The sequence below is a fragment of the Cellulosimicrobium sp. AB352 genome (assembly GCF_049538415.1).
Taxonomy (GTDB): Bacteria; Actinomycetota; Actinomycetes; order Actinomycetales; family Cellulomonadaceae; genus Cellulosimicrobium; species Cellulosimicrobium funkei.
Genome location: NZ_JBMVFX010000003.1, coordinates 48,991 through 72,363, shown reverse-complemented (window position 1 = coordinate 72,363; position 23,373 = coordinate 48,991). Strand labels below are relative to the sequence as shown.

Annotated in this window: 17 protein-coding genes and 1 pseudogene; 5 read left to right on the top strand and 13 right to left on the bottom strand. The window is 75.3% G+C overall.

What is annotated here, in order from left to right:
* Positions 1 to 170 precede the first annotated feature (170 nt).
* On the bottom strand, positions 171 to 1,463 hold the full coding sequence (gene hemW, locus ACPCUX_RS03285) for a radical SAM family heme chaperone HemW (protein WP_423388154.1): 1,293 nt from the start codon (positions 1,461 to 1,463) through the stop codon (positions 171 to 173).
* Positions 1,460 to 3,352, bottom strand: a complete 1,893-nt coding sequence (lepA, locus tag ACPCUX_RS03280; RefSeq protein WP_021479819.1) for a translation elongation factor 4 — start codon at positions 3,350 to 3,352, stop codon at positions 1,460 to 1,462. Before lepA ends, hemW begins: the two co-directional genes overlap by 4 nt.
* Positions 3,353 to 3,557: 205 nt before the next feature.
* On the opposite strand from lepA, the gene ACPCUX_RS03275 reads away from it, so the two are divergent.
* The 3 genes from ACPCUX_RS03275 (at position 3,558) to rpsT (ending at position 5,540) form a co-directional block, all read left to right on the top strand.
* The gene (locus ACPCUX_RS03275) at positions 3,558 to 4,136 is read left to right on the top strand and encodes a type 1 glutamine amidotransferase domain-containing protein (protein ID WP_085387698.1); all 579 of its coding nucleotides are present in this window, start codon (positions 3,558 to 3,560) and stop codon (positions 4,134 to 4,136) included.
* Between the two features lie 215 nt (positions 4,137 to 4,351).
* Complete coding sequence (locus ACPCUX_RS03270; RefSeq protein ID WP_423388153.1) at positions 4,352 to 5,041, top strand: type II toxin-antitoxin system PemK/MazF family toxin; 690 nt, start codon at positions 4,352 to 4,354, stop codon at positions 5,039 to 5,041.
* Between the two features lie 238 nt (positions 5,042 to 5,279).
* Entirely contained in the window at positions 5,280 to 5,540 is a 261-nt protein-coding gene (rpsT, locus tag ACPCUX_RS03265; RefSeq protein WP_021482133.1) for a 30S ribosomal protein S20, read from the top strand.
* A gap of 232 nt (positions 5,541 to 5,772) precedes the next feature.
* Here the strand turns inward: rpsT and holA are convergent, their stop codons facing one another.
* From holA to ACPCUX_RS03240, 5 genes and pseudogenes are all read right to left on the bottom strand, one after another.
* Positions 5,773 to 6,783: a DNA polymerase III subunit delta gene (gene holA / locus ACPCUX_RS03260; RefSeq protein ID WP_076405569.1), complete on the bottom strand. Its 1,011-nt coding sequence runs from the start codon at positions 6,781 to 6,783 to the stop codon at positions 5,773 to 5,775.
* Positions 6,784 to 7,010: 227 nt separating this feature from the next.
* Positions 7,011 to 7,799: a ComEC/Rec2 family competence protein gene (locus ACPCUX_RS03255; protein WP_423388198.1), complete on the bottom strand. Its 789-nt coding sequence runs from the start codon at positions 7,797 to 7,799 to the stop codon at positions 7,011 to 7,013.
* 306 nt (positions 7,800 to 8,105) lie between these two features.
* Positions 8,106 to 9,176: pseudogene (locus tag ACPCUX_RS03250) on the bottom strand (ComEC/Rec2 family competence protein); the annotation flags it as partial.
* A gap of 530 nt (positions 9,177 to 9,706) precedes the next feature.
* Positions 9,707 to 10,525, bottom strand: coding sequence for a ComEA family DNA-binding protein (locus ACPCUX_RS03245; RefSeq protein WP_391515242.1), 819 nt, complete (start codon positions 10,523 to 10,525; stop codon positions 9,707 to 9,709).
* A gap of 613 nt (positions 10,526 to 11,138) precedes the next feature.
* Positions 11,139 to 12,020: a DegV family protein gene (locus tag ACPCUX_RS03240; RefSeq protein ID WP_043659974.1), complete on the bottom strand. Its 882-nt coding sequence runs from the start codon at positions 12,018 to 12,020 to the stop codon at positions 11,139 to 11,141.
* An 84-nt stretch (positions 12,021 to 12,104) separates the two neighbouring features.
* Between ACPCUX_RS03240 and ACPCUX_RS03235 the strand changes: the two genes are divergently transcribed.
* Positions 12,105 to 13,985 (top strand): helicase HerA-like domain-containing protein, encoded by a 1,881-nt coding sequence (locus tag ACPCUX_RS03235; RefSeq protein ID WP_423388152.1) that lies wholly within the window; start codon positions 12,105 to 12,107, stop codon positions 13,983 to 13,985.
* 132 nt (positions 13,986 to 14,117) lie between these two features.
* On the opposite strand, the gene leuS is transcribed toward ACPCUX_RS03235, so the two are convergent.
* On the bottom strand, positions 14,118 to 17,117 hold the full coding sequence (gene leuS / locus ACPCUX_RS03230; protein ID WP_423388151.1) for a leucine--tRNA ligase: 3,000 nt from the start codon (positions 17,115 to 17,117) through the stop codon (positions 14,118 to 14,120).
* Between the two features lie 67 nt (positions 17,118 to 17,184).
* Between leuS and ACPCUX_RS03225 the strand changes: the two genes are divergently transcribed.
* Positions 17,185 to 17,631 carry a YbjQ family protein gene (locus ACPCUX_RS03225; RefSeq protein WP_051028118.1) on the top strand — a complete coding sequence of 149 codons (447 nt, stop codon included), beginning with the start codon at positions 17,185 to 17,187 and terminating at the stop codon, positions 17,629 to 17,631.
* A gap of 28 nt (positions 17,632 to 17,659) precedes the next feature.
* Here the strand turns inward: ACPCUX_RS03225 and ACPCUX_RS03220 are convergent, their stop codons facing one another.
* From ACPCUX_RS03220 to ACPCUX_RS03200, 5 genes are all read right to left on the bottom strand, one after another.
* Positions 17,660 to 18,316: a vitamin K epoxide reductase family protein gene (locus ACPCUX_RS03220; protein WP_423388150.1), complete on the bottom strand. Its 657-nt coding sequence runs from the start codon at positions 18,314 to 18,316 to the stop codon at positions 17,660 to 17,662.
* A gap of 147 nt (positions 18,317 to 18,463) precedes the next feature.
* Positions 18,464 to 19,741, bottom strand: a complete 1,278-nt coding sequence (locus tag ACPCUX_RS03215; protein WP_415296373.1) for an MFS transporter — start codon at positions 19,739 to 19,741, stop codon at positions 18,464 to 18,466.
* 116 nt (positions 19,742 to 19,857) lie between these two features.
* A complete protein-coding gene (locus ACPCUX_RS03210) occupies positions 19,858 to 20,586 on the bottom strand; it encodes a metal-dependent transcriptional regulator (protein WP_061266759.1) in 729 nt (242 codons plus the stop codon).
* A 34-nt stretch (positions 20,587 to 20,620) separates the two neighbouring features.
* Positions 20,621 to 21,325 carry a YceI family protein gene (locus ACPCUX_RS03205; RefSeq protein ID WP_076405581.1) on the bottom strand — a complete coding sequence of 235 codons (705 nt, stop codon included), beginning with the start codon at positions 21,323 to 21,325 and terminating at the stop codon, positions 20,621 to 20,623.
* A gap of 54 nt (positions 21,326 to 21,379) precedes the next feature.
* The gene (locus tag ACPCUX_RS03200) at positions 21,380 to 23,290 is read right to left on the bottom strand and encodes a metallophosphoesterase (RefSeq protein WP_423388149.1); all 1,911 of its coding nucleotides are present in this window, start codon (positions 23,288 to 23,290) and stop codon (positions 21,380 to 21,382) included.
* Positions 23,291 to 23,373: the final 83 nt, after the last annotated feature.

Sequence of the window (23,373 nt, the reverse complement as noted above, 5' to 3'; positions counted from 1 at the left end):
TCACGTGCTGCGGGCTGCACGCTCCGTCGACGTGCTGGGTCCACCTTGGCGGTTCTCGGCCCGGACCGCGCGGCGAGCACGGGGCCGTCGCACGGCGGCGGGCAGGGTGGTGCCGCCGAGGGCCTCGTCCCCGCGGGGCGCGCCCGGGTCGCGGTGGACCCGGGCCGACGTCACTCGTCCGTGATCGTCCGGACCACCGTGTCCGCGAGCAGCCGCCCCCGCAGGGTGAGCACGGCACGACCGGCGACCGCTGCGCGGCCGTCGAGCAGCCCGTTCGCGACGAGCCCGGCGACGGCGTGGCGTCCCGCCGGGGAGAGGACCGCGAGGTCGAGACCCTCGCGCAGCCGCACGCCGAGCATCGCCTGCTCGAGCCGGCCCTCCGTGCGCGTGAGGAGCTCGCGCCCCGCCGCGGGGCTCGTGCCCGCCTCGAGCAGCGCCGCGTACCGGCGCGGGTGCTTGACGTTCCACCACCGCACGCCGACGCGGGCGTCCTCGGGCGACGCCCCTGCAGGCGCGGCGCCGGTCGCCGCGACGTAGGAGTGCGCACCGGGCCCGATCCCCCACCAGTCGTCGCCGCGCCAGTACGCGAGGTTGTGGCGGCAGCGGTCGGCGTCGGTACGGGCCCAGTTGCTCACCTCGTACCAGGTGAGGCCGGCCGCCGTGAGCAGCTCGTCGGCGAGCTCGTACTTCGTGGCCTGGTCGTCCTCGCTCGGGAGCGCGACCTCCCCGCGCCGCACCTGGGCGGCCATCTTCGTCCCCGCCTCCACGACGAGCGCGTACGCGGACACGTGGTCGACGCCGGTCGCGAGCGCGGCCTCGAGGCTCGCCCGCCAGTCGCCGAGGCTCTCCCCCGGCGTGCCGTAGATGAGGTCGAGCGAGACCTGGAGGCCGGCGTCGCGCGCCCAGCGCACGACGTCCGGGATGCGGCGCGGGTCGTGCGTGCGCTCGAGCGTCGCGAGCACGTGCGGCACGGCGGACTGCATGCCGAACGACACGCGCGTGAACCCGGCGGCCGCGAGCTCGGCGAGCGACTCGGGCGTCACCGAGTCCGGGTTCGCCTCCGTCGTCACCTCGGCGTCCGGGGCGAGCCCCCACGCGTCGCGCACGCCGCCGAGCAGGCGGACAAGATCCCCGGCCGGCAGGAGCGTGGGCGTGCCCCCGCCGACGAAGACGGTCGAGACGGGCCGCTCGGGCAGCCCGGCGTCGTGCAGCACGCGCGCGGCGAGGTCGATCTCGCGCAGCGCCGTGCTCGCGTACGACGCCTGGCTCGCACCCCCGCCGAGCTCGGACGTCGTGTAGGTGTTGAAGTCGCAGTACCCGCACCGCACCGAGCAGAACGGGACGTGCAGGTAGACCCCGAACCCGCGGGTCGCGGGCACGGTGCCGCCCGCGCCTCCCGCGACCCAGGAGGGCAGCGAGCCGTCGGGCGGGACCGGCTCGCCCTCGGGCAGCGCCGGGCTCACTTCTTCGACTTGTCCTTGGCGTCCTTGCCGCCCGCGGCGTCGGAGGAGAGCGCGGCGATGAAGGCGTCCTTCGGGACCTCGACGGACCCGATGTTCTTCATGCGCTTCTTGCCCTCCTTCTGCTTCTCGAGCAGCTTGCGCTTGCGGCTGATGTCACCGCCGTAGCACTTCGCGAGGACGTCCTTGCGCATGGCGCGCACCGTCTCGCGGGCGATGACGCGCGCGCCGACGGCCGCCTGGATCGGCACCTCGAACTGCTGGCGCGGGATGATCTCCTTGAGCTTCGCCGTCATCATGACGCCGTAGTCGTACGCCTTGTCCTTGTGCACGATCGCGCTGAACGCGTCCACCTGCTCGCCCTGGAGCAGGATGTCGACCTTGACGAGGTCGGCGACCTGGTCGCCCGACGGCTCGTAGTCGAGCGAGGCGTAGCCGCGCGTGCGGGACTTGAGCTGGTCGAAGAAGTCGAACACGATCTCGGCGAGCGGGAGCGTGAAGCGCAGCTCGACCCGGTCCTCGGACAGGTAGTCCATGCCGAGCATCTGGCCGCGACGGTCGTTGCACAGCCCCATCACGGTGCCCACGAACTCGCTCGGCGCGAGGATCGTCGCGCGCACGACCGGCTCGCTGACCTGCTTGATCTTGCCGCCGGGGAACTCCGACGGGTTCGTCACGTTGACGAGCGTCCCGTCCTCGAGCGTCACGTCGTAGACGACGTTCGGCGCGGTCGAGATGAGGTCGAGGTCGAACTCGCGCTCGAGGCGCTCGCGCACGATCTCCAGGTGCAGCAGGCCGAGGAACCCGACGCGGAAGCCGAAGCCGAGCGCGACCGACGTCTCCGGCTCGTAGTTGAGCGCGGCGTCGTTGAGCTTGAGCTTGTCGAGCGCGTCGCGCAGGACCGGGTAGTCGGTCCCGTCGATCGGGTACAGGCCCGAGAAGACCATGGGCTTCGGGTCGGAGTAGCCGCCGAGCGCGTCGGCGGCGGGCTTCGCCGCGTTCGTCACGGTGTCGCCGACCTTCGACTGGCGCACGTCCTTGACGCCCGTGATGAGGTAGCCGACCTCCCCGACGCCGAGGCCCTTCGTGACGATCGGCTCCGGCGAGATGACGCCGATCTCGAGCAGCTCGTGCGTCGCTCGGGTCGACATCATGACGATGCGCTCGCGCGGGTTGAGGTTGCCGTCGACGACGCGCACGTACGTCACGACGCCGCGGTAGGTGTCGTAGACCGAGTCGAAGATCATGGCGCGCGCCGGGGCGTCGGCGTCGCCGACCGGCGCGGGCACGCGCTCGACGATGCGGTCGAGCAGCGCCTCGACGCCGGCGCCCGTCTTGCCGGAGACCTTGAGCACGTCGTCCGGGTCGCCGCCCACGAGGTTCGCGAGCTCCTCCGCGTACTTCTCGGGCTGGGCCGCCGGGAGGTCGATCTTGTTGAGCACGGGGATGATCTCGAGCTCGTTCTCCATCGCGAGGTACAGGTTCGCGAGGGTCTGCGCCTCGATGCCCTGCGCCGCGTCGACGAGCAGCACCGCGCCCTCGCACGCCGCGAGCGACCGCGAGACCTCGTACGTGAAGTCGACGTGCCCCGGGGTGTCGATCATGTTGAGCGCGTGCGGCGTCTCCACGCCGTCCGCCACGACGGCCCACGGCATGCGGACCGCCTGCGACTTGATCGTGATGCCGCGCTCGCGCTCGATGTCCATGCGGTCGAGATACTGCGCGCGCATGGCGCGCGGCTCGACGACACCGGTGAGCTGCAGCATGCGGTCGGCCAGGGTCGACTTGCCGTGGTCGATGTGCGCGATGATGCAGAAGTTCCGGATCAGCTCGGGCGGCGTGGCCGCGGGCTGGATGCGGGTGCTCAGCTGGGCGCTGGGGATCGGGGACAACGCGGGTGCGCTCCTGGGAGTGGCGTGCGGGTCGGGGCCGCGCGCTCGGGGGCGGCGCGCCGACGGTCGCTCTCGGGCGGGCGGGAACAACCATTGTCCCACGTCCGGCGTCGGGCACCCGCCCGCCCTGCGGGGCACCGCGAGCCGACCTAGCGTGGAGGACCGGCCGGCCGCACCGGGCCGACCGGCGACGAGAGGAGCGCTCATGGCCCAGGACACCGAGCACCGCACCTCCGGCGGCCCCGAGGGGCGCCGCGTGCTGGCGATCGTGACCAACTACGGCGTCGAGCAGGACGAGCTCGTGGTCCCGCTCGAGCACCTGCGCGGCGAGGGGGTGCAGGTCGACGTCGCGGCCACGTCCGCGGACGACGTGCAGACCCTCGTGGGCGACAAGGACCCCGGCCGCACCGTCACCCCGAACCTCACGCACTCCGACGCCGACCCTGCCGAGTACGACCTGCTGCTCGTGCCGGGCGGGACGATCAACGCCGACGCGCTGCGCCTCCAGGACGACGCCGTAAGCCTCGTGCGCGCGTTCACCGCCGCCGGGAAGCCGGTCGCGGCGATCTGCCACGGTCCGTGGGCGCTCGTCGAGGCGGCCGCCGTCGAGGGCAAGACGCTCACGAGCTACGCCTCGCTCGAGACGGACGTGCTCAACGCGGGCGGCGCCTGGGTCGACCGGTCCGTCGTGCGCGACGACGAGGGGTACACGCTCGTCACGTCGCGCGACCCCGGCGACCTCGACGACTTCCTGCGCGAGGTGGACGCCGTCCTGGCCGGATGACGTCCACCGTCCGGGCCGGGGACCCGCACCGGCGGGTGATCTACCGCGCGCGCCGAGGTAGAGCCCTGGTCCGGGAGGTAGAGCCCTGGTTCCGCGAGAAAGAGCCCTGGTTCCGCGAGGTGGGTGACCACTGCTCCATGTCGGCGCGCCAGGGTCCGGGCACCCGCGCGTCCGGGCACCCGCGTCGACGCGCGTCCGCCCGGTAGGGTGCGCGCGTGGCACGCAACCGATGGCTGGGACTTCTCACCGACGCGGCGCGCGCCGTCGTCTCCGGGCTCACGCGCTCGCAGGGCGCGGGGCAGGGCGGCGCGCGCCAGGGCACTGCGGCCACGCGGGCCCCGGGGCGCGAGCGGACGCCGTCGGGCCGCGGCCCCGCCGACCGCACGCCGTCGCCGCGGCCCGGCCCGCGTCCCGGTGCTGCACCCGGTCCTCGACCCCGCCCCGCGGCGGGCGGGCGACCGAGCCCGGCCGGGACGAGGGGCGGTCGGGGTGCTGCCACGGGCGCGTACCCGGGCGACTTCGAGGGCGCGGTGCGTGCGCGGTACGCGCCGCGGCCCGACGGCGACCCGGACCCCGGCGAGATCGTCTGGACCTGGGTCCCGTTCGAGGAGGACCACTCGCAGGGCAAGGACCGGCCGGTGCTGCTCGTCGGGTCGGACGGCGCGTGGCTCCTCGGCGTGATGCTCACGAGCAAGGACCACTCGCGCGACGCCCGGGACGAGGCGCGCTGGGGCCGGTACTGGCTCGACATCGGGTCGGGCCCGTGGGACGCGAAGGGGCGCGACAGCGAGGTCCGGCTGGACCGCGTGGTGCGCGTCGACCCGGCCGCGGTGCGCCGCGAGGGTGCCGTCGTCGGGCGCGACGTCTTCGACCGCGTGGTCGAGGGGATCTCGCGGCACCGCTGAGGCGGTGGTCCCGGCTCTCGCGCGAGCCTCGGGGCTGCGCGAGGCGCCGCTCCGGCGTCCGCACGAGCGATTAGGGTCACGGCCGGACCGCTGGTAGTCTTGATGGCTGCGTGTCCGCCCAGGTCGGCGGGCACAGCTCCAGCACCTCTCCACGGGTTCCCCACCCCAGTCCCGGAGCTGGAGTCGCCCTCTACGACCTATCCGCTCGCTCCGGCGAACAGAACCAGAAAGTCCACACGTGGCCAACATCAAGTCCCAGATCAAGCGCATCCGCACGAACGAGAAGGCTCGTCTGCGCAACAAGGCAGTCAAGTCCGAGCTCAAGACGTACGTGCGCCGCGTGCGCGAGGCCGTCGCCGCGGGCGACAAGGAGGCGGCGACCACCGCGCTCCAGGCGGCGTCGCGCAAGCTCGACAAGGCCGTCTCGAAGGGCGTCATCCACGCGAACCAGGCCGCGAACCGCAAGTCGGCCATCGCGAAGTCCGTCAACGCTCTCTGAGCGCACGGTTCGCCCGCGGTGTCGTGACACGCTGATCGTCGCGACGCTCGCACAGGTTTCCCACGAGGGGCGCCGACCCGCACGGGTCGGCGCCCCTCGTGCGTCCGGTGTCGGGCGCCTCGTCCTGGCCGTCGGCACCGCGCGGGACCGGGTGCCCGGTCGAAGCCCGCCGCCGGAGCCGCCGTGCGGAGCCGGGGACCCGAGCCCGGAGCCGGGCGGGCTCGCTGCTCGGTCAGCGGCCGTGGGCCCGCGCGATCGTCAGCACGGCCCGCTCGACGGCGAACACCGGGTCACGACCGGCGCCCTTGACCTCGGCGTCCGCCTGCGCGACGGCGCTGATCGCGGTCGCGAGCCCCTCCGGGGTCCAGCCCGCGAGCTCGCGGCGCGCACGGTCGACCTGCCAGGGCGCGAGGCCCAGGTCCTTGGCCGCCACCCCGCCACGGCCACGCATCGCGCCGACCTTCGCGAGCGCGCGGAGCTTCATCGCCAGGGCCGCGACGAGCGGCACCGGGTCCGCGCCCGTCGCGAGCGCGTGCCGCAGGAGCGCCACGGCCTCCCCCGCGTTCCCGGCGACCGCGGCGTCCGCGACCCGGAACCCGGTCGCCTCGACCCGGCCGCCGTAGTACCGGTCCACCACGGCCTCGCTCACGGTGCCGTCGGTGTCCGTGACGAGCTGGCTGCAGGCTGCCGCCAGCTCCCGCAGGTCGTTGCCGAGTGCCTCGACGAGAGCCCGCACGCCCGACGCGTCGATGCGTCGACGGGCCCTGCGGAACTCGGCGTTGACGAACGCCACCTTGTCGGAGTCCTTCTTGATCGCCTCCACCGCGACGACGGGCGCGCCGCTCCCCTTGATCGCGTCGAGCATGCGCTTGCCGCGCACGCCGCCCCCGTGCACGACGACGACCGTCGTCGCCGGGTCGGCGACCGGCACGTAGTCCACGACGTCCGCGACGAGCGCGTCCGTCGCCGACTCGGCGCCCTCGACGACGACCACCTTCGCCTCGCCGAACAGCGACGGGCTCGCCGCCACCGTGAGCATCCCGGCCTGGTACGTCGCGGCCTCGATCGTCACCTTCTCGACCTCGGGGTCGCGCTCTCGCGCCAGGTCGACGATCGCGTCGACGGCACGCTCCGCGAGGAGCGACTCGGGCCCCTGGACGAGCACCACGGGCGCGAGCCGGACGTCGTCCCACGCGAGGGACGGGCCGGCGGACGGACGGGCGGTGCGGGTCGGCGCGGGCATGGCCCAAGCCTGCCACGAGCCGCCCACCGGCAGTGCCGGTCGACGCACCCCGAGGCTGCGGTCCGCGACTCTCGCAGGAGTTCCGGCGACGCCGCACCGATGACGCCCTGGCGTCAGGGGCGCCCTGCCACCGGGCACCGGGGCACCGGGGCACCGGGGCACCGGGGCACCGGGGCACCGGATGCTCGGCCGCTCGGGTGCCCGTGCGGGGGCGCGCTCGGGCGCGGTCATCCGCATCCCGCGGCGGAGAGGACGTCGTCGCGCACGACGAGCGCCACGGTGCCGCACGCGTCGGTCCGCAGCACGGTAGCCCCGACCCCGCGGTAGAGGTCGAGCGCCCGGTCGGTGGGGTGGCCGTAGGTGTTCTCGCCCGAGCTGACGAGCGCGACGGTCGGTGCCAGGACCTGCGCGAGCCGGTCGGACTGGGTGGCCGAGCCGTGGTGCGCGACCTTGACGACGTCGACCGGGCCCGTGCCCCGCTCGCCCAGGGTCCGCGCGAGCGCCGCCTGCCCCGCGTCCTCCAGGTCGCCCAGCGCGACGACGTCCAGTCCCGCCACCCGGACGAGGAGCGCCACGCTCGCGTCGTTCGCGTCGCCCGGTCCGGCCTGCAGCACCTCCCACGAGGCGCCGTCGTCGACGCGCTCGCCGGATCCGCCGGCACCCGCAGCGCCGACTGAGTCCGCCGTGCCCGTCGCGCCCGTCTCCCCGGGCCGCGCGACCTGTGCCGGGACGCCCGCGTCCGCGAGGTCCCCGAGCACGCGCTCGGCCTGCCCCGCGGGCTCCGCCGTGGGGCTCACGAGCGCGCGCTCGACCTCCCGGCCGCGGAGCACCGCCTCCAGGCCGCCGACGTGGTCCGCGTGGAAGTGGCTGAGGACGAGCAGGTCGACCCGCTCGACCCCGAGGTCGTCCAGGCACGACCCCGCTGCGGCGCCCGCGGGCCCGACGTCCACGACCACCGCGGCGCGCGGGCCCGAGCGCACGACGAGCGCGTCGCCCTGCCCGACGTCGCACGCCACGACCGCCCAGTCCGCGGGGACCGGTCCCGCGGTCACACCGACCGGCCGGAGCACCACGACGAGCAGGACGGGCACCGCGACGAGCGCGACGACCACGGCCGCGACGCGCGCACGAGACCGGGCTCTCGCCCGCGGAGCGAGGGCGGGGTGCGCGCCGTCGGCCCGTCCGAACGGCCCGGCGTCGGGGCGTGAGGACCGGGTGACGCGACGCCACTCCCCGGCGAGGCGCGCCCGCAGGGACGGCGACGTCGCGCGACGCAGCGTGCGGCGCTCCCCCGCGTCCTGCAGGGCGCGCGAGCGGAGGACCACGGCGAGCCCGACGGCAGTCAGCGCGGCGAGCAGCGCGGCTCCTCCGAGACCTCCCGGCCAGGGCGCCCGTGCGCCGGGCGTGGCAGCGAAGACCTGGGCGACGCCCGCGATCCAGCCCGTGAAGAGCCCCGCCGTCCAGGCGAGCGCGGTCGCGGCACCAGGCCACCACGGCGCGACGAGCGTCGCGAGGACGCCGAGCACCGTCGCCGGACCCAGCGCCGGTGCGGCCAGGAGGTTCGCCGGGACGGACCACGTGCTCACGCTCGGGTCGAGCAGGACGACGATCGGGGCGCACGCCGCCTGCGCTGCCACCGGGACGGCGAGGACGTGCGCGGCGGTCCGTCCGCACCACGGTGCCAGCCGGCGGGCGATCGGTGCCGTGAGCAGGGCCAGCCCGGCGGTCGCGGCGACGGAGAGGACGAAGCCTTACGACCGCGCCAGCCACGGGTCGACGACCAGGAGCACGACCACGGCGGCCCCGAGCGCCGCCACCGCGCGCGACGGGCGCCCGAGCGCGATGCCGAGGACGCCGACCACCCCCATCGCCGCCGCTCTCAGCACGCTCGGTTCCGGGTGGACCAGCGCGACGAACCCGACCATCGCCGCACCCGTGACGACGACGCGGACGGCTCGCGTCGCCCGCAGCAGGACGCACAGTGCCGCGACGCACGCGACGACGATGACGAAGTGGCCGCCGGACACGGCCGTGACGTGCGTGAGCGACGTGGTGCGCATCGCCTCGTCGAGCTCCGGGTCCAGCCGCGAGGTGTCCCCCACGGCCACCCCCGGCACGAGCCCGCGCGCCTGCGGGCTGAGCCCGTCCGTCGCGTCGAGCAGGCTCTGCCGCATGGCGTGCACACCCTGCAGGAACCGCCCGGGGTCGTCAACGACGCGTGGCGCGCCGTCCGTGCGCAGGAACGTCCGGTCCCCCTGCACGTCGAGCCGGCCGGTGACCACGACGGCCGCCCCGTACGCAAGGTCGGTCCACCCGTCCCCTGTCCCGGACACGACGACGGGCCCCGCCGCCGGGACGGTCGCGCCGCGTGCGGTGACCTGGTCGACCGCCACCCGCACCTCGTGCCGGTCGGCCGACCCCGACCACGGGTCGGTCCGCGGCTCGACGGCGGAGCGCACCGTCCCGGCGAGGGTCGCCGTCGCGCGCTCGTCGGCCAGCGAGGCGAGCGGAGCCCGCGCGGCGAGCTGGGCCCCGCCCGAGAGGAGGACGGCGGCCACGCACGCGAGGACGAGCGCCACCTGCCCGAGCACGCGCACGCCGACCGATGACCCGGTCCTCGGCCCGACCGGCCGACCGTCCTGCGGCTGGGCGGGTACACCGAGCCGCGGGCCGTCCGACCGGCGGGGGCCCGCACCGGTCGCCGGGCCAGAGGGCACGGTGACGACGCCCCCGCCGAGACCCGCGTCGGACACCCCGGGGAAGGTCGCGCCGCGATGCAGCGCGACGAGGCTGGCGACGAGCACGCAGCACAGCACGACGGCCGTGGCACGCGCCCCGTGCAGCGCGTCCGCTGCCGACGCACCGACGGCGACGAACGCGGTGGCCCACGCCGAGAGCGCCGCGGGGACGAGCCGGAGGTCGGTCACACGCGCACGAGGTCGCGCACGTCCTCGAGCACGGCGGGGCCGATACCGCTGACCTCCCCCAGCTCGTCGACGGCGGTGAACGGCCCGTTCTCGTCGCGCCACGCGACGATGCGCTCGGCGAGCACAGGACCGATGCCTGGCAGCGTGTCGAGGGCGGCGGCGTCGGCGGCGTTGAGGTCGACGATCGCGCCACCCGCACCCCCGCCACCGGTGGCGGCCGCCCCCGGGGAGGCGGGTGGCGGTGCGGCGACCGCCTCGCCGGGGCGGGGGACGTGGATCTGCTCGCCGTCGGTCACGGCGCGCGCGAGGTTGAGAGCGGCGAGGTCGGCGTCGGGGGTCGCTCCCCCGGCCGCGTCGAGCGCGTCGGCGACTCGGGCGTCCGTCGCGACGGTGACGAGGCCCGGCGCTGCCACCTGCCCGACGACGTGCACGACGACCCCGCCCGACGTCCCCGCCGCTGCTGCGTCCGGATCGGGAGCGGACTCCCCCGCGCCGTCGACGGCGGCACCACCCGCCGCGGCGGGCGACGCGTCCGAACCGGCCGGGGCGCCGTCACCGGCCGCAGCGGCCGCGGCGGGGGCGTCCACGCGCGCCACAGGCTCGACGCCCCCGGCCGGCGCCCGTAGCACGGCGACGCCGACCGCGACGAGCAGCACCACGACGAGCGCGGTGACCGCGGTCCGCGGCCGCAGCGCCCACCGCCGCCCGCCCTCCTCGGCGAGGTCGCCGAACCCGGAGTGCGCCGTCGGGTGCCCGTGCGCGGCCGTGTACGCGCTCGCGGCGGTCTGCGCCGCGCGCCGTCGCAGGCGAGCCACTTCTCCGTCCGCCTCGACGTCCGCCTCTCCGTCCACGGTGGCGTCGGGCGCCTCGTCGTCGGACCGTGCCGTACCCCCGGGGGCGGGGGGACCGACGGCCTCGTCAGCCTCCGGCACCTCGGACGGCGGGGACGGCAGAGACGGCACGGACGGCGCACGCTCCTCCGGCTCCGGCCGCGACGGCAGCCACCCGTCGGCGCCGGACGACCCGGAGTCGCCCGGCGCTCCAGGACGCCGGTGCCAGGACGGGACGGCGTCCGACGCAGGGACGCCCACCGCCTCCGGCGGCTCCCACGACCACCGCTCGCCTCGCACCGGGCTCGTCTCCGGCGGGTCGACCCGGGGCAGCGCGACGGTCGCCGGGTGCCACGCGAGGGCAGGCCGCCCGGACCCGGCGACCGCCCGCAGGCGTTGCCGGACGACGGCGCCGTCCCTCCCGGGGTCGCGGCCGGGGCGGGCGTGCTGGCGGGGCTCGTGCCGAGGTGTGCTCACGCCGTGGACGCTAGGGCGGGGGTGCCACGCCCTGCCGGCGCCTCGAGCCGGGCTGTGGAGGGGACGACGAGGCGCCCGGCTTGTGCACGGCCACGCGCTTAGGGGCCGCGCGGTCGGCACCTCAGGTCGTCGTCGAGAGGTCCCCTGCCCCGGAGCCGCGGTCGGCGAGGTCCGCGACCACGACGGCGAGCACGCCCGGGCCGACGTGCGCCCCGAGCACCGCGCTCACCGGCGTCACGACGACGTCCAGGCCGGTGCGCTCGGTGAGCGTCACCGCGAGCCGGTCGGCGCCGTCGTCGTCCCCGACGTGGTGGACCGCGAGCGCGGGCCGCACGCGTCGGTCCGCCGACTCCACGGCGACCGTCGTGAGCCGCTCGACGGCGGCCGACCGGGTCCGGACCTTCTGCACGACGTCGATCCTGCCGTCACGCACCGCCAGCAGCGGGCGGACACCGAGCACCGTCCCGAGCGCGGCCGATGCCGCGCTGAGACGGCCACCGCGGCGCAGGTGGTCGAGCGAGTCGACGAGGAAGACGGCACGGCTCGCGTCGGCGACCTCGATCGCCCGCCGCGCGACGACGTCCGACCCCGCCCCGGCTGCCGCGGCCGCCGCCGCCTCGCGCGCGGCGAAGCCGAGCCCCATCGCGACGGTCCGCGAGTCCACGACCCGCACGGGGACCGGGGCGTCGGCGGCCGCGAGCGCCGCCGCGTGCACCGTCCCCGACAGCTGCCCCGAGAGGTGCACGGAGACGATCTCGCGCGCGCCGGCCGCGGCCGCCGCGGCGTACGCCTCGCCGAACGCGCGCGGCGTCGGCTGCGAGGTGGTCACCCGGTGGCCGGCCTGGAGGTGCGCCGCGACGTCCTCGGCGGTGAGGCCGACGCCCTCCAGGTACGACTCGTCGTCGACGATCACGTGCAGGGGGACGGCACGCAGCCGCTCGTCGGATCCTGCGGGCAGGGAGGCCGTGGAGTCGGTGACGACGTGCACGCGGTGGTCGGTCATGGCCGCGCCACCTTACGGCGTGCTCGCTGCCCTGCGCATCCCGGCCCGGCTGCGCCCCTGCGGCCCCGACCCTACGATCCGAGCATGGTCGACGACGTCCCACCGTCCCCGTCCGAGCTCGCCGCCCTGCGCGCCGCCGCCGCGCAGGCCGCCGCGGAGGCGGCCGAGGCGCGCGCCGCAGCAGCCCGGGCGGCGCTCGAAGCCGCCGAGGCGGCCGCCGGGGCTCCCTCGGGCGAGGCCTCCCCGGCCGGCACGGCGGCGACGGACGCACCACCCCTGCCGGAGCCGACCGACCCCGCCCCGGACGCGTCGTCCCCCGCGGGCGGGTACGCCGCGCAGGTGGCGACGGGCTACGCGTACGCGGGCGGCACGCTCCCGCTCGGCGCGCTGCTGGAGGGTACGGAGGGCGGCGACCCGTCCCCCCGCGCCGACGTCCAGGTCGGGTTCGCGCTCTCGATGCTCAACCGGCACGGGCTCGTGGCAGGCGCGACGGGCACCGGCAAGACGAAGACGCTCCAGGGCATGGCGGAGGGCCTGTCGGCGGCGGGCGTCCCCGTGTTCCTCGCCGACGTCAAGGGCGACCTGTCGGGGCTCGCCGTGCCGGGCACGTCGTCCGCGAAGATCGTGGAGCGCGCGGCGTCGATCGGCCAGGACTGGAGCCCGACGGCGTACCCCGTCGAGGTGTACTCGCTCGGCGGCCTCGGCACCGGGGTGCCGATCCGGACGACGGTCGCGGACTTCGGCCCGCTCCTGCTCGCCAAGGTGCTCGGCCTCAACGAGACGCAGGAGTCGAGCCTCGGGCTCATCTTCCACTGGGCCGACGCGCAGGGCCTCGCGCTGCTGGACCTCAAGGACCTCCAAGCCACCATCGCGTACCTGACGTCCGACGAGGGCAAGGCCGAGCTCCGGGGCATCGGCGGCGTGTCGGGCGCGACGGCCGGCGTGATCCTGCGCGAGATCGTCGCGCTGCAGGCGCAGGGTGCGGACGTGTTCTTCGGCGAGCCCGCGTTCGCGACGTCGGAGCTGCTGCGCACGACGCCCGACGGGCGGGGCGTCGTCTCCGCGCTCGAGCTCCCCGCGGTGCAGGACCGTCCGGCACTGTTCTCCACCTTCCTAATGTGGCTGCTCGCCGACCTGTTCCAGGAGCTGCCCGAGGTGGGCGACGTCGAGAAGCCGCGGCTCGTGTTCTTCTTCGACGAGGCGCACCTGCTGTTCACGGGCGCGTCGAAGGAGTTCCTCCAGCAGGTGGTGCAGACGGTGCGCCTCGTGCGGTCCAAGGGCGTCGGCGTGTTCTTCGTGACGCAGAGCCCGAAGGACGTCCCCGCCGACGTGCTCGCGCAGCTCGGGAACCGCGTCCAGCACGCGCTGCGCGCCTTCACGCCCGACGACGCCGCGGCCCTGCGGGCCGCGGTGCGCACCTACCCCACGTCGCCGTACGACCTCGAGCGGCTGCTCCAGTCGCTGGGGACGGGCGAGGCCGTCGTCACGGTGCTCACCGAGAAGGGCGCGCCCGCCCCGGTGGCGTGGACACGGGTCCGTGCGCCGCAGTCGTCGATGGATCCCGCGCCGGCGTCCGTGCTCGACGGCATCGTGGCGGCGTCGCCCGCGACGGCCCGGTACGGCACCGCCGTCGACGCCGAGTCCGCGTTCGAGCTCCTCCAGGTGCGCGTCCAGGAGCAGGCGGCGGCGCGCGCCGCCGCCGACGCGGCCGAGGCCGAGGCGGCCGCGCAGGAGAAGGCGGCGAAAAAAGCCGCCCAGGAGGCCGAGCGCGAGGCGAAGAAGGAGCAGGCCGAGCTGGAGAAGATGCGGGCGAAGCTCGAGCGCGAGGCCGCGACGGGGCGCTCGCCCTCGTCCGGGTCCTCCCGGTCGCGGTCGTCGAGCCCGCTCGACTCGTTCCTCCGCTCGGCGGGCGCCCAGCTCGGCCGCGAGCTCACCCGCACCATCTTCGGCACCCGCCGCCGCTGACCCCCACCCAGTGGGTGCGGGAGACCGTCGCGCCAGGACCGGTCCAGCGCGGCCGTCTCGACCCGTGAGTGCCGGAGATCGTCGCGTCCGGCTGTCCGGGACGCGACGATCTCCTGCACTCAGCGAACGAGGTCAGACGACGATGTTGACCAGCTTCGGGGCGCGGACGATCACCTTGCGGACCTCGGCGCCGTCGATCGCGCGCACGACGTTCGGCTCGGCGAGCGCGGCGGCCGTGAGGTCCTCCTCCGAGATCGACGGCGGCACGTCGAGCCGGCCGCGGACCTTGCCCTTGACCTGCACGATGCACGTCACGGTGTCCTCGACGAGGTGGCGCTCGTCCGCCGTCGGGAAGGGCTCGTGCGCGAGCGAGCGGTCGTGGCCCAGGCGCTCCCACAGCTCCTCCGCGATGTGCGGCGCGACGGGCGCGGTCATGAGCACGAGCGGCTCGACGGCCTCGCGCGGCACGCGGTCGAGCGACGTGAGGTGGTTGTTCAGCGTGATGAGCTTCGCGATGGCCGTGTTGGGGCGCATGTGCTCCATCTCGACGCGGACGTCCGCGATCGCGCGGTGCACGGCGCGCAGCGTCTCGGGCGACGCCGGCTCGTCGACGACCGTCACCTCGCCCGTCTCCTCGGAGACGACGTTGCGCCACAGGCGCTGCAGGAACCGCTGCGACCCGACGACGGCGCGCGTCTCCCACGGGCGCGACAGGTCCAGCGGGCCCATCGACATCTCGTACACGCGGAACGTGTCGGCGCCGTACTCGGCGTACATCTCGTCGGGCGTGACGACGTTCTTGAGCGACTTGCCCATCTTCCCGTACTCGCGCTGCACGACCTCGCCGTTCCAGCGGTACACGACCTCGCCCGAGCCGTCGGGCGCGGGCTCCTCCGTGACCTCGGTGGCGGGCACGTACTGGCCGCGCGCGTCGGTGAAGGCGTACGCCTGGACGTAGCCCTGGTTGAACAGCTTGTGGAACGGCTCGACGCTCGACACGTGGCCCAGGTCGTAGAGGACCTTGTGCCAGAACCGCGCGTAGAGCAGGTGCAGCACGGCGTGCTCGACACCCCCGACGTACAGGTCCACGCCCCCGGCGCGGCCCGCGCTCGGGTTGTGCTCCGGGCCCATCCAGTAGCGCTCGAGCTCGGGGTCGACCACCGTGTCCTGGGCGCCGCCGTCCCACTGCGGGTCGAGGTAGCGCAGGTAGTACCAGCACGACCCGGCCCAGTTGGGCATCGTGTTCGTGTCGCGGCGGTACTGCTTCGGCCCGTCGCCGAGGTCGAGCGTGACGTTGACCCACTCGTCGTTGCGGCCCAGCGGCGCCTCGGGCGACGAGTCGGCGTCGTCCGCGTCGAAGGTGCGCGGCGCGTAGTCGGGGACGTCCGGCAGGTCGACGGGCAGCAGAGCGTCGGGGATCGCGACGGGCTGGTCGTTCTCGTCCCACACGATGGGGAACGGCTCGCCCCAGTAGCGCTGGCGGCTGAACAGCCAGTCGCGCAGGCGGTACGTCGTCGTGCCCTCGCCGATGCCCTTGCCCACGAGCCACTCGGTGATGCGGCGCTTCGCCTCGGGCACGTCGAGCCCGTCGAGCGAGATCTCGTCGTTGGCCGAGCCGACGACCACGCCGTCGCCCGTGTACGGCCCCGTGAAGTCCTCCGGCAGCCCGTCCGCGGGCTCGACCGTGCGCACGACCGGCAGCCCGAACGCCTCGGCGAACGCGAAGTCGCGCTCGTCGCCGCCGGGGACGGCCATGATCGCGCCCGTGCCGTAGCCCATGAGCACGTAGTCGGCGGTGAAGACCGGGATCGCCTGGCCGTTCACCGGGTTCACCGCGAGGTGCCCCGTGAACACGCCCGTCTTCTTGCCCGCGTCGGCCTGGCGCTCGACGGCGGTCTTCGCGGCGGCCTCGCGGCGGTACGCCGCGACGGCCTCGACCGGCGAGCGGTGCCCGCCCGTCCACGCGCTCGACGTTCCGTCCGGCCAGTGCGCCGGGACCTCGTCGAGCAGCGGGTGCTCGGGCGAGACGACCATGAACGTCGCGCCGAACAGCGTGTCGGGGCGCGTCGTGAAGACCTCGACCTCCGCGCCGGACTCCGTCGCGGCGTCGTTCGCCCCGTCAGGCGTGCCGAGCACGGCGAACCGCACGAGCGCGCCCTCGCTGCGACCGATCCAGTTGCGCTGCATCGCCGTGACCTTCTCGGGCCAGTCGATGAGGTCCAGGTCGTCCGCGAGGCGGTCGGCGTACGCGGTGATGCGCATCTTCCACTGGCGCAGGCTGCGCTGGAAAACGGGGAAGTTCCCGCGCTCCGAGCGGCCGTCGGCGGTGACCTCCTCGTTCGCGAGGACCGTGCCCAGGCCGGGGGCCCAGTTCACGGGCGACTCGTCCACGTACGCGAGGCGCTGCGAGTCGACGACGGCGCGGCGCTGCTGAGGCGTGAGGCTCGCCCAGCCGGCCCCCTCCTCGACGCCCTCGACGCCGCCCGGCACCGGGCGCGCGCCCGACGCGAGCTCGGCCTCGAGCTCGGCGATGCGGCGCGCGCGACCACGACCGCCGTCGGGGCGCAGCGCCTCGGGGTCGTACCAGGAGTCGAAGATCTGCAGGAAGATCCACTGCGTCCAGCGCACGTACTCGGGGTCGATCGTCGCGAACGTGCGGCGCGAGTCGTGCGCGAGCCCGAGGCGGCGCAGCTGCCGGCGCATGTTGGCGATGTTCGCCTCGGTGGTCACGCGCGGGTGCTGCCCCGTCTGCACCGCGTACTGCTCGGCGGGCAGGCCGAACGCGTCGTAGCCGAGGGCGTGCAGCACGTTCTCGCCGCGCATGCGCCGGAACCGGCCCACGACGTCCGTCGCGATGTACCCGAGGGGGTGCCCCACGTGCAGGCCCGCGCCCGACGGGTACGGGAACATGTCCATGATGAAGTACGGGCTCGCGCCCTCGGGGCCGTCGCCCTCGCCGTCCGTCAGGTCGCCCGTGGGGTTCGCGGCCCAGAACGTGCCGCGCTGCTCCCAGAGCTCCTGCCACTTGAGCTCGATCTGCTCCGCGAGCGCCGGCGTGTAGCGGTGGGCGGGGCCGCCCGCGGCGGGGGCGTCCGGGGCGTGCGGGATCGAGGTCGTGTCAGGCGTGGTCACCCGGCCGAGTTTACCGGCCGTCGCACGGCCCGACGGCGGCCGTCCGCCCCGTGCGAGGATGTGCGGCGTGATCATCGTGACGACCAACGACGTGCCCGGCTACCGCATCGACGCGGTGCTCGGCGAGGTCATGGGCATGACCGTGCGCAGCGCCAACCTCGGGGCGAACTTCGTCGCGTCCTTCCGCTCGATCGGGGGCGGAGAGGTCAAGGAGTACACGCAGCTCGTCTACGAGTCGCGCCAGGAGGTCATGCACCGCATGGTGCAGGAGGCGCAGCGCCGCGGGGCCAACGCCGTCGTCGGGATGCGCTTCGACACCGGCGAGATCGCGGCGTCGTTCTCGGAGGTGTGCGCGTACGGCACGGCCGTCGTCGTCAGCCCGCTCGCCGCGGGCCAGCCCGGCGCGACGGCGCAGTCCGCCCACCAGGCCCAGGGTGCGCCGTCCGCTCCCCCGCAGCCGGGCGGCCACGGCTACCCGCAGGACGCCGCGCCGGACCAGCCCGCCTGGCGCTGACGCGGCGCCACCGGCGCCGCGGCGCCGGTCAGAACAGCGAGATGATGATCGGGCCCTTGACGAGCACGATCCACGCGACGAGCGCGACGTAGCCGATCGCCAGGATCAGGTGCCGGTTGCCGACGAGCGTGCGGCGCACGCCCTCGCCCGCGGGCAGGTAGCCCTCCTGCACGGCGTGGACCACCTGGTACCAGAACAGCGGGATCATGGCGAACCACACGACCATGCAGTAGGGGCACATCGCGGAGATCGCGTACATCGTCGTCCACATGAGGAAGACGATCAGGCCCATGCCGAGCGTCGTCCCGCCGAGGAGCGCGAGCCAGTACCAGCGCGGCAGGCGGGCGCCCGCGAGCAGGACGACGCCCGTGGTGATCACCACGGGGAACGCCGCGATCCCGAGCAGCGGGTTGGGGAAGCCCAGGAGCGCCCCCTGCCACGAGTCCATCGCGTCGCCGCAGTCGAGCAGGGCGTTGACGCTGCACGAGGCGACGTGGCCGGGGTCGGCGAGCTTGAGGTACTTCTCGATCGCGAGCGCCGCCGAGCCGGCGAGGCCGATCGCGCCCAGCACGACGAGCAGCCAGCCCATCGTGCGCGGCCTGATCGGGCGGGGGCCGGACGCGGGCAGCAGCTCGTCGTCAGGCTCGGCGGACACGTTCGCACCGGCGGTGGCGCTCTTGCTCACGGGGACGCTCCTCGTGGGTCACCGGCTCCCGCCGGACGTGACGGCGCGCACGGCGGTGCGCGCACGGCACAACCTACCGCGCCCCGCTGGGACCTGGCTGGGAGACACCGGACCACCGCACGCGCGCGACCTCGGCCGGTCGGCGGGCTACCGCGGCGGCGCGACGGCCGCCGACGGCGCGTGCGCGTCGTCGGGCAGCGTGGCGACCACGACGCCCGCGGGGCGGCGACCGGCGACGAGGATGATGGTGAGGCCGGCCACGGTGAGCACGACGCCCGTCCAGGCGGGCGCGAGGTAGCCCCAGCCGGCGGCGATGACGAGCCCGCCGAGGAACGCCCCGTTGGCGTTGCCGACGTTGAGCGCGGAGTGGCACAGCGCCGCACCGAGCGACGGCGCCGACGGCGACAGGTCCATGAGCCGCGTCTGGAGCGACAGGCCGAGGATCTGCGACGTGACGCCGAGGAGGAACAGCGACAGCACGGCCGGGACGGGGTGCTGCCCGGTGAGCGCGAAGAGGGCGAGCATCGCCCCGGTCGACACGAACCCGAGGTACACGGTGCGCATCACCGAGCGGTCGGCGAGCCGGCCGCCGAGCACCGTCCCGACGGTCATGCCGACGCCGAAGATCGCGAGCACGAGCGGCACCGCGCCGGACGCGAGCCCGGTGACGCGCGTGACGGTCGGCTCGACGTAGGAGTACACGGCGAACATGCCGCCGAACCCGATCGCGGCGCCGACGAAACCCGTCCACAGCGGACCGTTGCGCAGGGCGCCGAGCTCGCGCCGCACGCTCGTGTCCTCGTTGCCCGCCCCGGCGGGGATCAGCCGCCACAGCGCCAGGAGCGTCACGAGCCCGAGCGCCCCGACCACGACGAACGCGGCCCGCCAGCCGAGCTGCTGCCCGGCGAACGTGGAGAGGGGGACGCCGACGACGTTGGCGATCGTCAGGCCCGCCATCATCGTCGCGACGGCGCGGCCCCGGCGGCCAGGACCCGCGACGGCCGCGCCCACCGCCGCCCCGACGCCGAAGAACGCGCCGTGCGGCAGCCCGGCGAGGAAGCGCCCGGCGACGAGGGTCTCGATGCTCCCTGCCGTGGCGGAGAAGAGGTTCCCGAGCGTGTAGAACGCCATGAGCGCGAGGAGGAGCGTCTTGCGCGGCACGCGTGCCGCGGCGACGGTGAGCAGCGGCGCACCGACGACGACCCCGACGGCGTAGGCCGTGATCGCGTGGCCGGCGGTCGGGATGGACGTGCCGAGGTCGGTCGCGATGTCGGACAGGAGCCCCATGGTCGCGAACTCGGTCGTCCCGATGGTGAAGCCGCCCATCGCGAGCGCGAGCAGCGCGGGTCCGGCGCCGCGCAGGCGGCCGGCGTCGCGCGGCTCAGGGGCGTCCGACGGCGGTGCGGTCGGGGTGGCGTCGGTCATTGGGTGTCCTCGTGCGTCGGTCGGGCGGGTCGGGCGAGCGGCTCGGACCGAGGTGTCGAATCGATTCGAGCCCGGTCGGCGACATCGGCGACGAGAAGAAGGGGCCGGCGACCAGTCTAGGCGGAGACGGGCTCGGCGCGCACGACCCACACGTGGTCCGCCGCGCGCAGACCGAGCTGGGCGGGCGCCGCCGGGCGGCCTTCCGGCACCGGCTCGACGCCCTCCGCCGGCGGCGACCAGACGACCGAGAGGATGCCCGCGTACTCGCGGCGCTCGCGGACCTCGACGCCCGTGTCGAGGCCGACGCCGATCTCGGCGAGGTAGCGCAGCACGTCGGGGTCGGCGTCGGAGATCCGCACCACCGTGCCGCGGTCGCCGACGACGAGCTCCGCGAGCGGGACCGCGGGCGGGCGGACGACGGTCCCGTCGGCGCCGGGGATCGGGTCGCCGTGCGGGTCGCGCGTGGGGTGCCCGAGGCGCGCGTCGATGCGCTCGATGAGCAGGTCGGAGACCGCGTGCTCGAGCACCTCCGCCTCGTCGTGGACCTCGTCCCACCCGTAGCCGAGCTCGGACACGAGGTACGTCTCGAGGAGCCGGTGGCGGCGCACCATCGCGAGCGCGAGGCTGCGGCCGCGCTCGGTGAGCGTGATCGCGCCGTACGGCGCGTGCTCGAGCAGACCCTGGGCGCTGAGCCGCCGGACCGTCTCGGAGACGGTCGAGGCCCCGACGCCGATGCGCTCGGCGAGGAGCTTCGTCGTCACGCGCTCGTCCGCCCACTCCTGGGCGGCCCAGACGACCTTGAGGTAGTCCTGGGCGACGGGCGTCAGGTCGGTCGGGTGGTCCACCCGACCACCCTAGGTCACGGCGTCCGGCGGGGGCTCAGGGGGTCGCGGACCGGACGAGCTCGAGCCGCACCTCGACCGTCCCCTCGTCGCGCACCTGCACGGGCGCGTCGGGCGGCACCGCGATGCCGAAGTCGGAGAAGCGCACGCCGATCGCCCCGGTCGCGAGCACCCCCTGGCCCGACCGCTGCACGTCGAGCGCGACCGTCACGGCCTGGGTCTCGTCGCGGATCGTCAGCGCCCCCGCGGCCTGGAGCCGGACCGTCTCGTCGGTGGCCGCGAGCTCGCTCACGTCGAGCGGCGAGGTGAGCGAGAAGAGCGTGGTCGGGTACAGGTCCGTCTCGAGCGCCTGCTGGAGCTGGCGGTCCGCGACGGACGACCCGGTGCGGAGCGCGGTCGTCGCGACGGTCACTGTCGCGGTCTGCAGCTCCCCGTCCGCGACGCGCAGCGTGCCGGTGACGTCCGGCGTGGTGCCGAGGAGCACCGCCTCGTCCGCCGGGACGTCGAGGACGTCCGCGCGGAAGCCCGCCTCGGAGCCCGGCGCGACGACCCACTCGCCGTCCACGTCGAAGGGCCCGGGCGCGGCCGGGGCCGCGGACGCCGTCTCCTCCCCCGGCGACTGCAGACCCAGCGGGGGCGGGGTGCGGCCCTCCTGCACCTCCGAGTACACGAACGGGGCGAGGAGCACCACGACGAGCGCGAGGACCACCGACACGACGATCCAGCGCGTCGACCTGCTCATACGCCCCATCCTGCCGTGCCGCGCAGCGCGCGGCGAGCACCGACGCGCAGCGGCTCAGCCCTCGCCCGCGGGTTCACCCCCGGCCGGGGTGTCGGCGGGCGCGTCGCCGTCGGGCACGTCGCCCTCGGTGCCGGCCTCGGTGCCGTCCTCGTCGGGCTCCTCGACGACCGGCTCGCCGGACGGCGTGGGCCACGCGATCCGCGGCCAGACCTTCGCGGACTCGTCCGTCCCGATCTGCACGAGCTGCCAGTCGACGATGCGCCGCCGCTCGGGGTCGAAGCGCAGCACCGTCATCTCCGCGGTGCCCTTGAGCGGGCCGATGCGGAGCTGGTCCTTGACCGCGCCCGCGGTGCTCCCGCTCACGTACCGGACGCCCCCGCCCGTCCGCTCCGGACCGGACCGGGTGTGCATGTGCCCGGAGACCTGGTTCGGGACGCATCCGGAGTCGAGCGCCTCGTTCCCCATGCGGGGCGTGTGGATGAGGAGGAGGTCGATCGGGTCGCCGTCCTCCTGCTCGGCGCACGCGACCTCGGTCAGCCGGGCCGCGTACTCCTCCGGCGTCTCCTCGCGGGGCGGCTGGCTGCCGAGCCCGAGCCGCGTCTCGAGCGGGTCGCGGTCGCCGAGGATGCGGATCCCCTCGACCTCGACGACCTTGCCGTCCAGGACGGTCTGGCCGTTCGCGCGCTCCTGCGCCGAGGTCTCGACGCTGTCGTGGTTGCCGTCGGCGACGACCATCGTCACGCCCTTCGGCACCGCGGAGGCGAACGAGTCGACGCAGAACGACTCGACGGCCGTGCCGTTCATCGTGGTGTCGCCGGCGTTGAGGACGACCGACGCCCCCGACCGCTCCACCGCGGTCCGGATGAGCGGGGCCATGCCGGTGTTGCAGTGCAGGTCGCTCACCACGAGGAGCGTGACGAGGTCCTCCTCCGCCGCCGGGGCCGGCCGCGGCGACGGCTCGTCGCCGGCCTCGGTGTCGGTCTCGCTGTCGGTCTCGGTGTCGGAGCCGTCGCCGGGCGCGCCGGGCTCGTCGGCTCCCGCGTCGGTCCTGTCGTCCGTGCCCGACGTCGTCCCCTCCGTCACGTCCGGGGCGTCGCCCGTCGCGTCGGGGGCGTCGGAGGACGCGCCGTCGGACGGCTCGTCGGAGGCCCGGTCGTCGGACGTGCCCGCCGCGGCGGGCCGCGGCGCGGTGAGGCGCTGGATCCGGTCGCGCCGGTCCCAGGCCGCGACGAGGTGGGCGTCCGCGCGCGCGTAGAAGTCCTCGTTCTCGCGGTAGAGGTCGATGAGCATCGCGCCGTAGGTGTCGACGACGCCCGCGAGCCGGCCCGTGATGCGCGCGCCCTCGAGCGGGGTCCCGTCGAACACCGCCGACGCGCGCTGGGACGGCCCGGCCGTCGTGCCCGGGTCGCTCGCGACGAGCGACGCCCCGACGAGCGAGACGAGCACGACGCCCGCCGTGATCTCGTACGTGCGCGGCGCGACCCGCTCGCTGAGCTCGCGCCGGCGCGGCGGGCCGAGCAGGAGGGAGAGACCCGCACCGACGGCCGCGACGACGAGGATCGCGAACCCCGTGCGGCGCAGCGCGTCGACGACGAGGGCGCGCGCGACGGAGCCGATCGTCTCCTGCGGGCCGCCGAAGAAGCGGAGGTAGTCCTCGAGGTCCTGGGACAGGCCCTCCAGCGTGTCCGCCTGCCCGACGGCCGTGAGGTCGGCGGGGATCTCCTCGACCGTGACGTCGGCGCCCAGGCCGAGCGGCAGCGGCGAGTCGATCTGGATCGTCCCGAGCGGGCCGAGGTCGACGGTGACGAGGCCGTTCGTCGTGACCTCGTACAGCGCCTCGTGCGGGCCGAGGCTGCGCTCGGCCGTCGCCGTCGTGACCCCCCACACGACGCACGGCACGAGGGCGAGCAGGATGCCGAGGGTCCAGCGGACCCAGCGGGGCGGGGTGCGGTGCGGACGGCTCATCACCGCCCAGCCTCCCGGATCGCGGCTCTCGTCGCCAACCGCGAGCGCCGCGCGCCCCGCCGCGAGGGTGCGGCGGGGCGCGC

Coding starts and splice junctions, on each gene's coding strand:
- ACPCUX_RS03275 (WP_085387698.1), top strand. CDS start 3,558: ATGGCCCAGGACACCGAGCACCGCACCTCCGGCGGCCCCGAGGGGCGC.
- holA (WP_076405569.1), bottom strand. CDS start 6,783: ATGCCCGCGCCGACCCGCACCGCCCGTCCGTCCGCCGGCCCGTCCCTC.
- ACPCUX_RS03240 (WP_043659974.1), bottom strand. CDS start 12,020: ATGACCGACCACCGCGTGCACGTCGTCACCGACTCCACGGCCTCCCTG.
- ACPCUX_RS03235 (WP_423388152.1), top strand. CDS start 12,105: ATGGTCGACGACGTCCCACCGTCCCCGTCCGAGCTCGCCGCCCTGCGC.
- ACPCUX_RS03215 (WP_415296373.1), bottom strand. CDS start 19,741: ATGACCGACGCCACCCCGACCGCACCGCCGTCGGACGCCCCTGAGCCG.
- ACPCUX_RS03205 (WP_076405581.1), bottom strand. CDS start 21,325: ATGAGCAGGTCGACGCGCTGGATCGTCGTGTCGGTGGTCCTCGCGCTC.
- ACPCUX_RS03200 (WP_423388149.1), bottom strand. CDS start 23,290: ATGAGCCGTCCGCACCGCACCCCGCCCCGCTGGGTCCGCTGGACCCTC.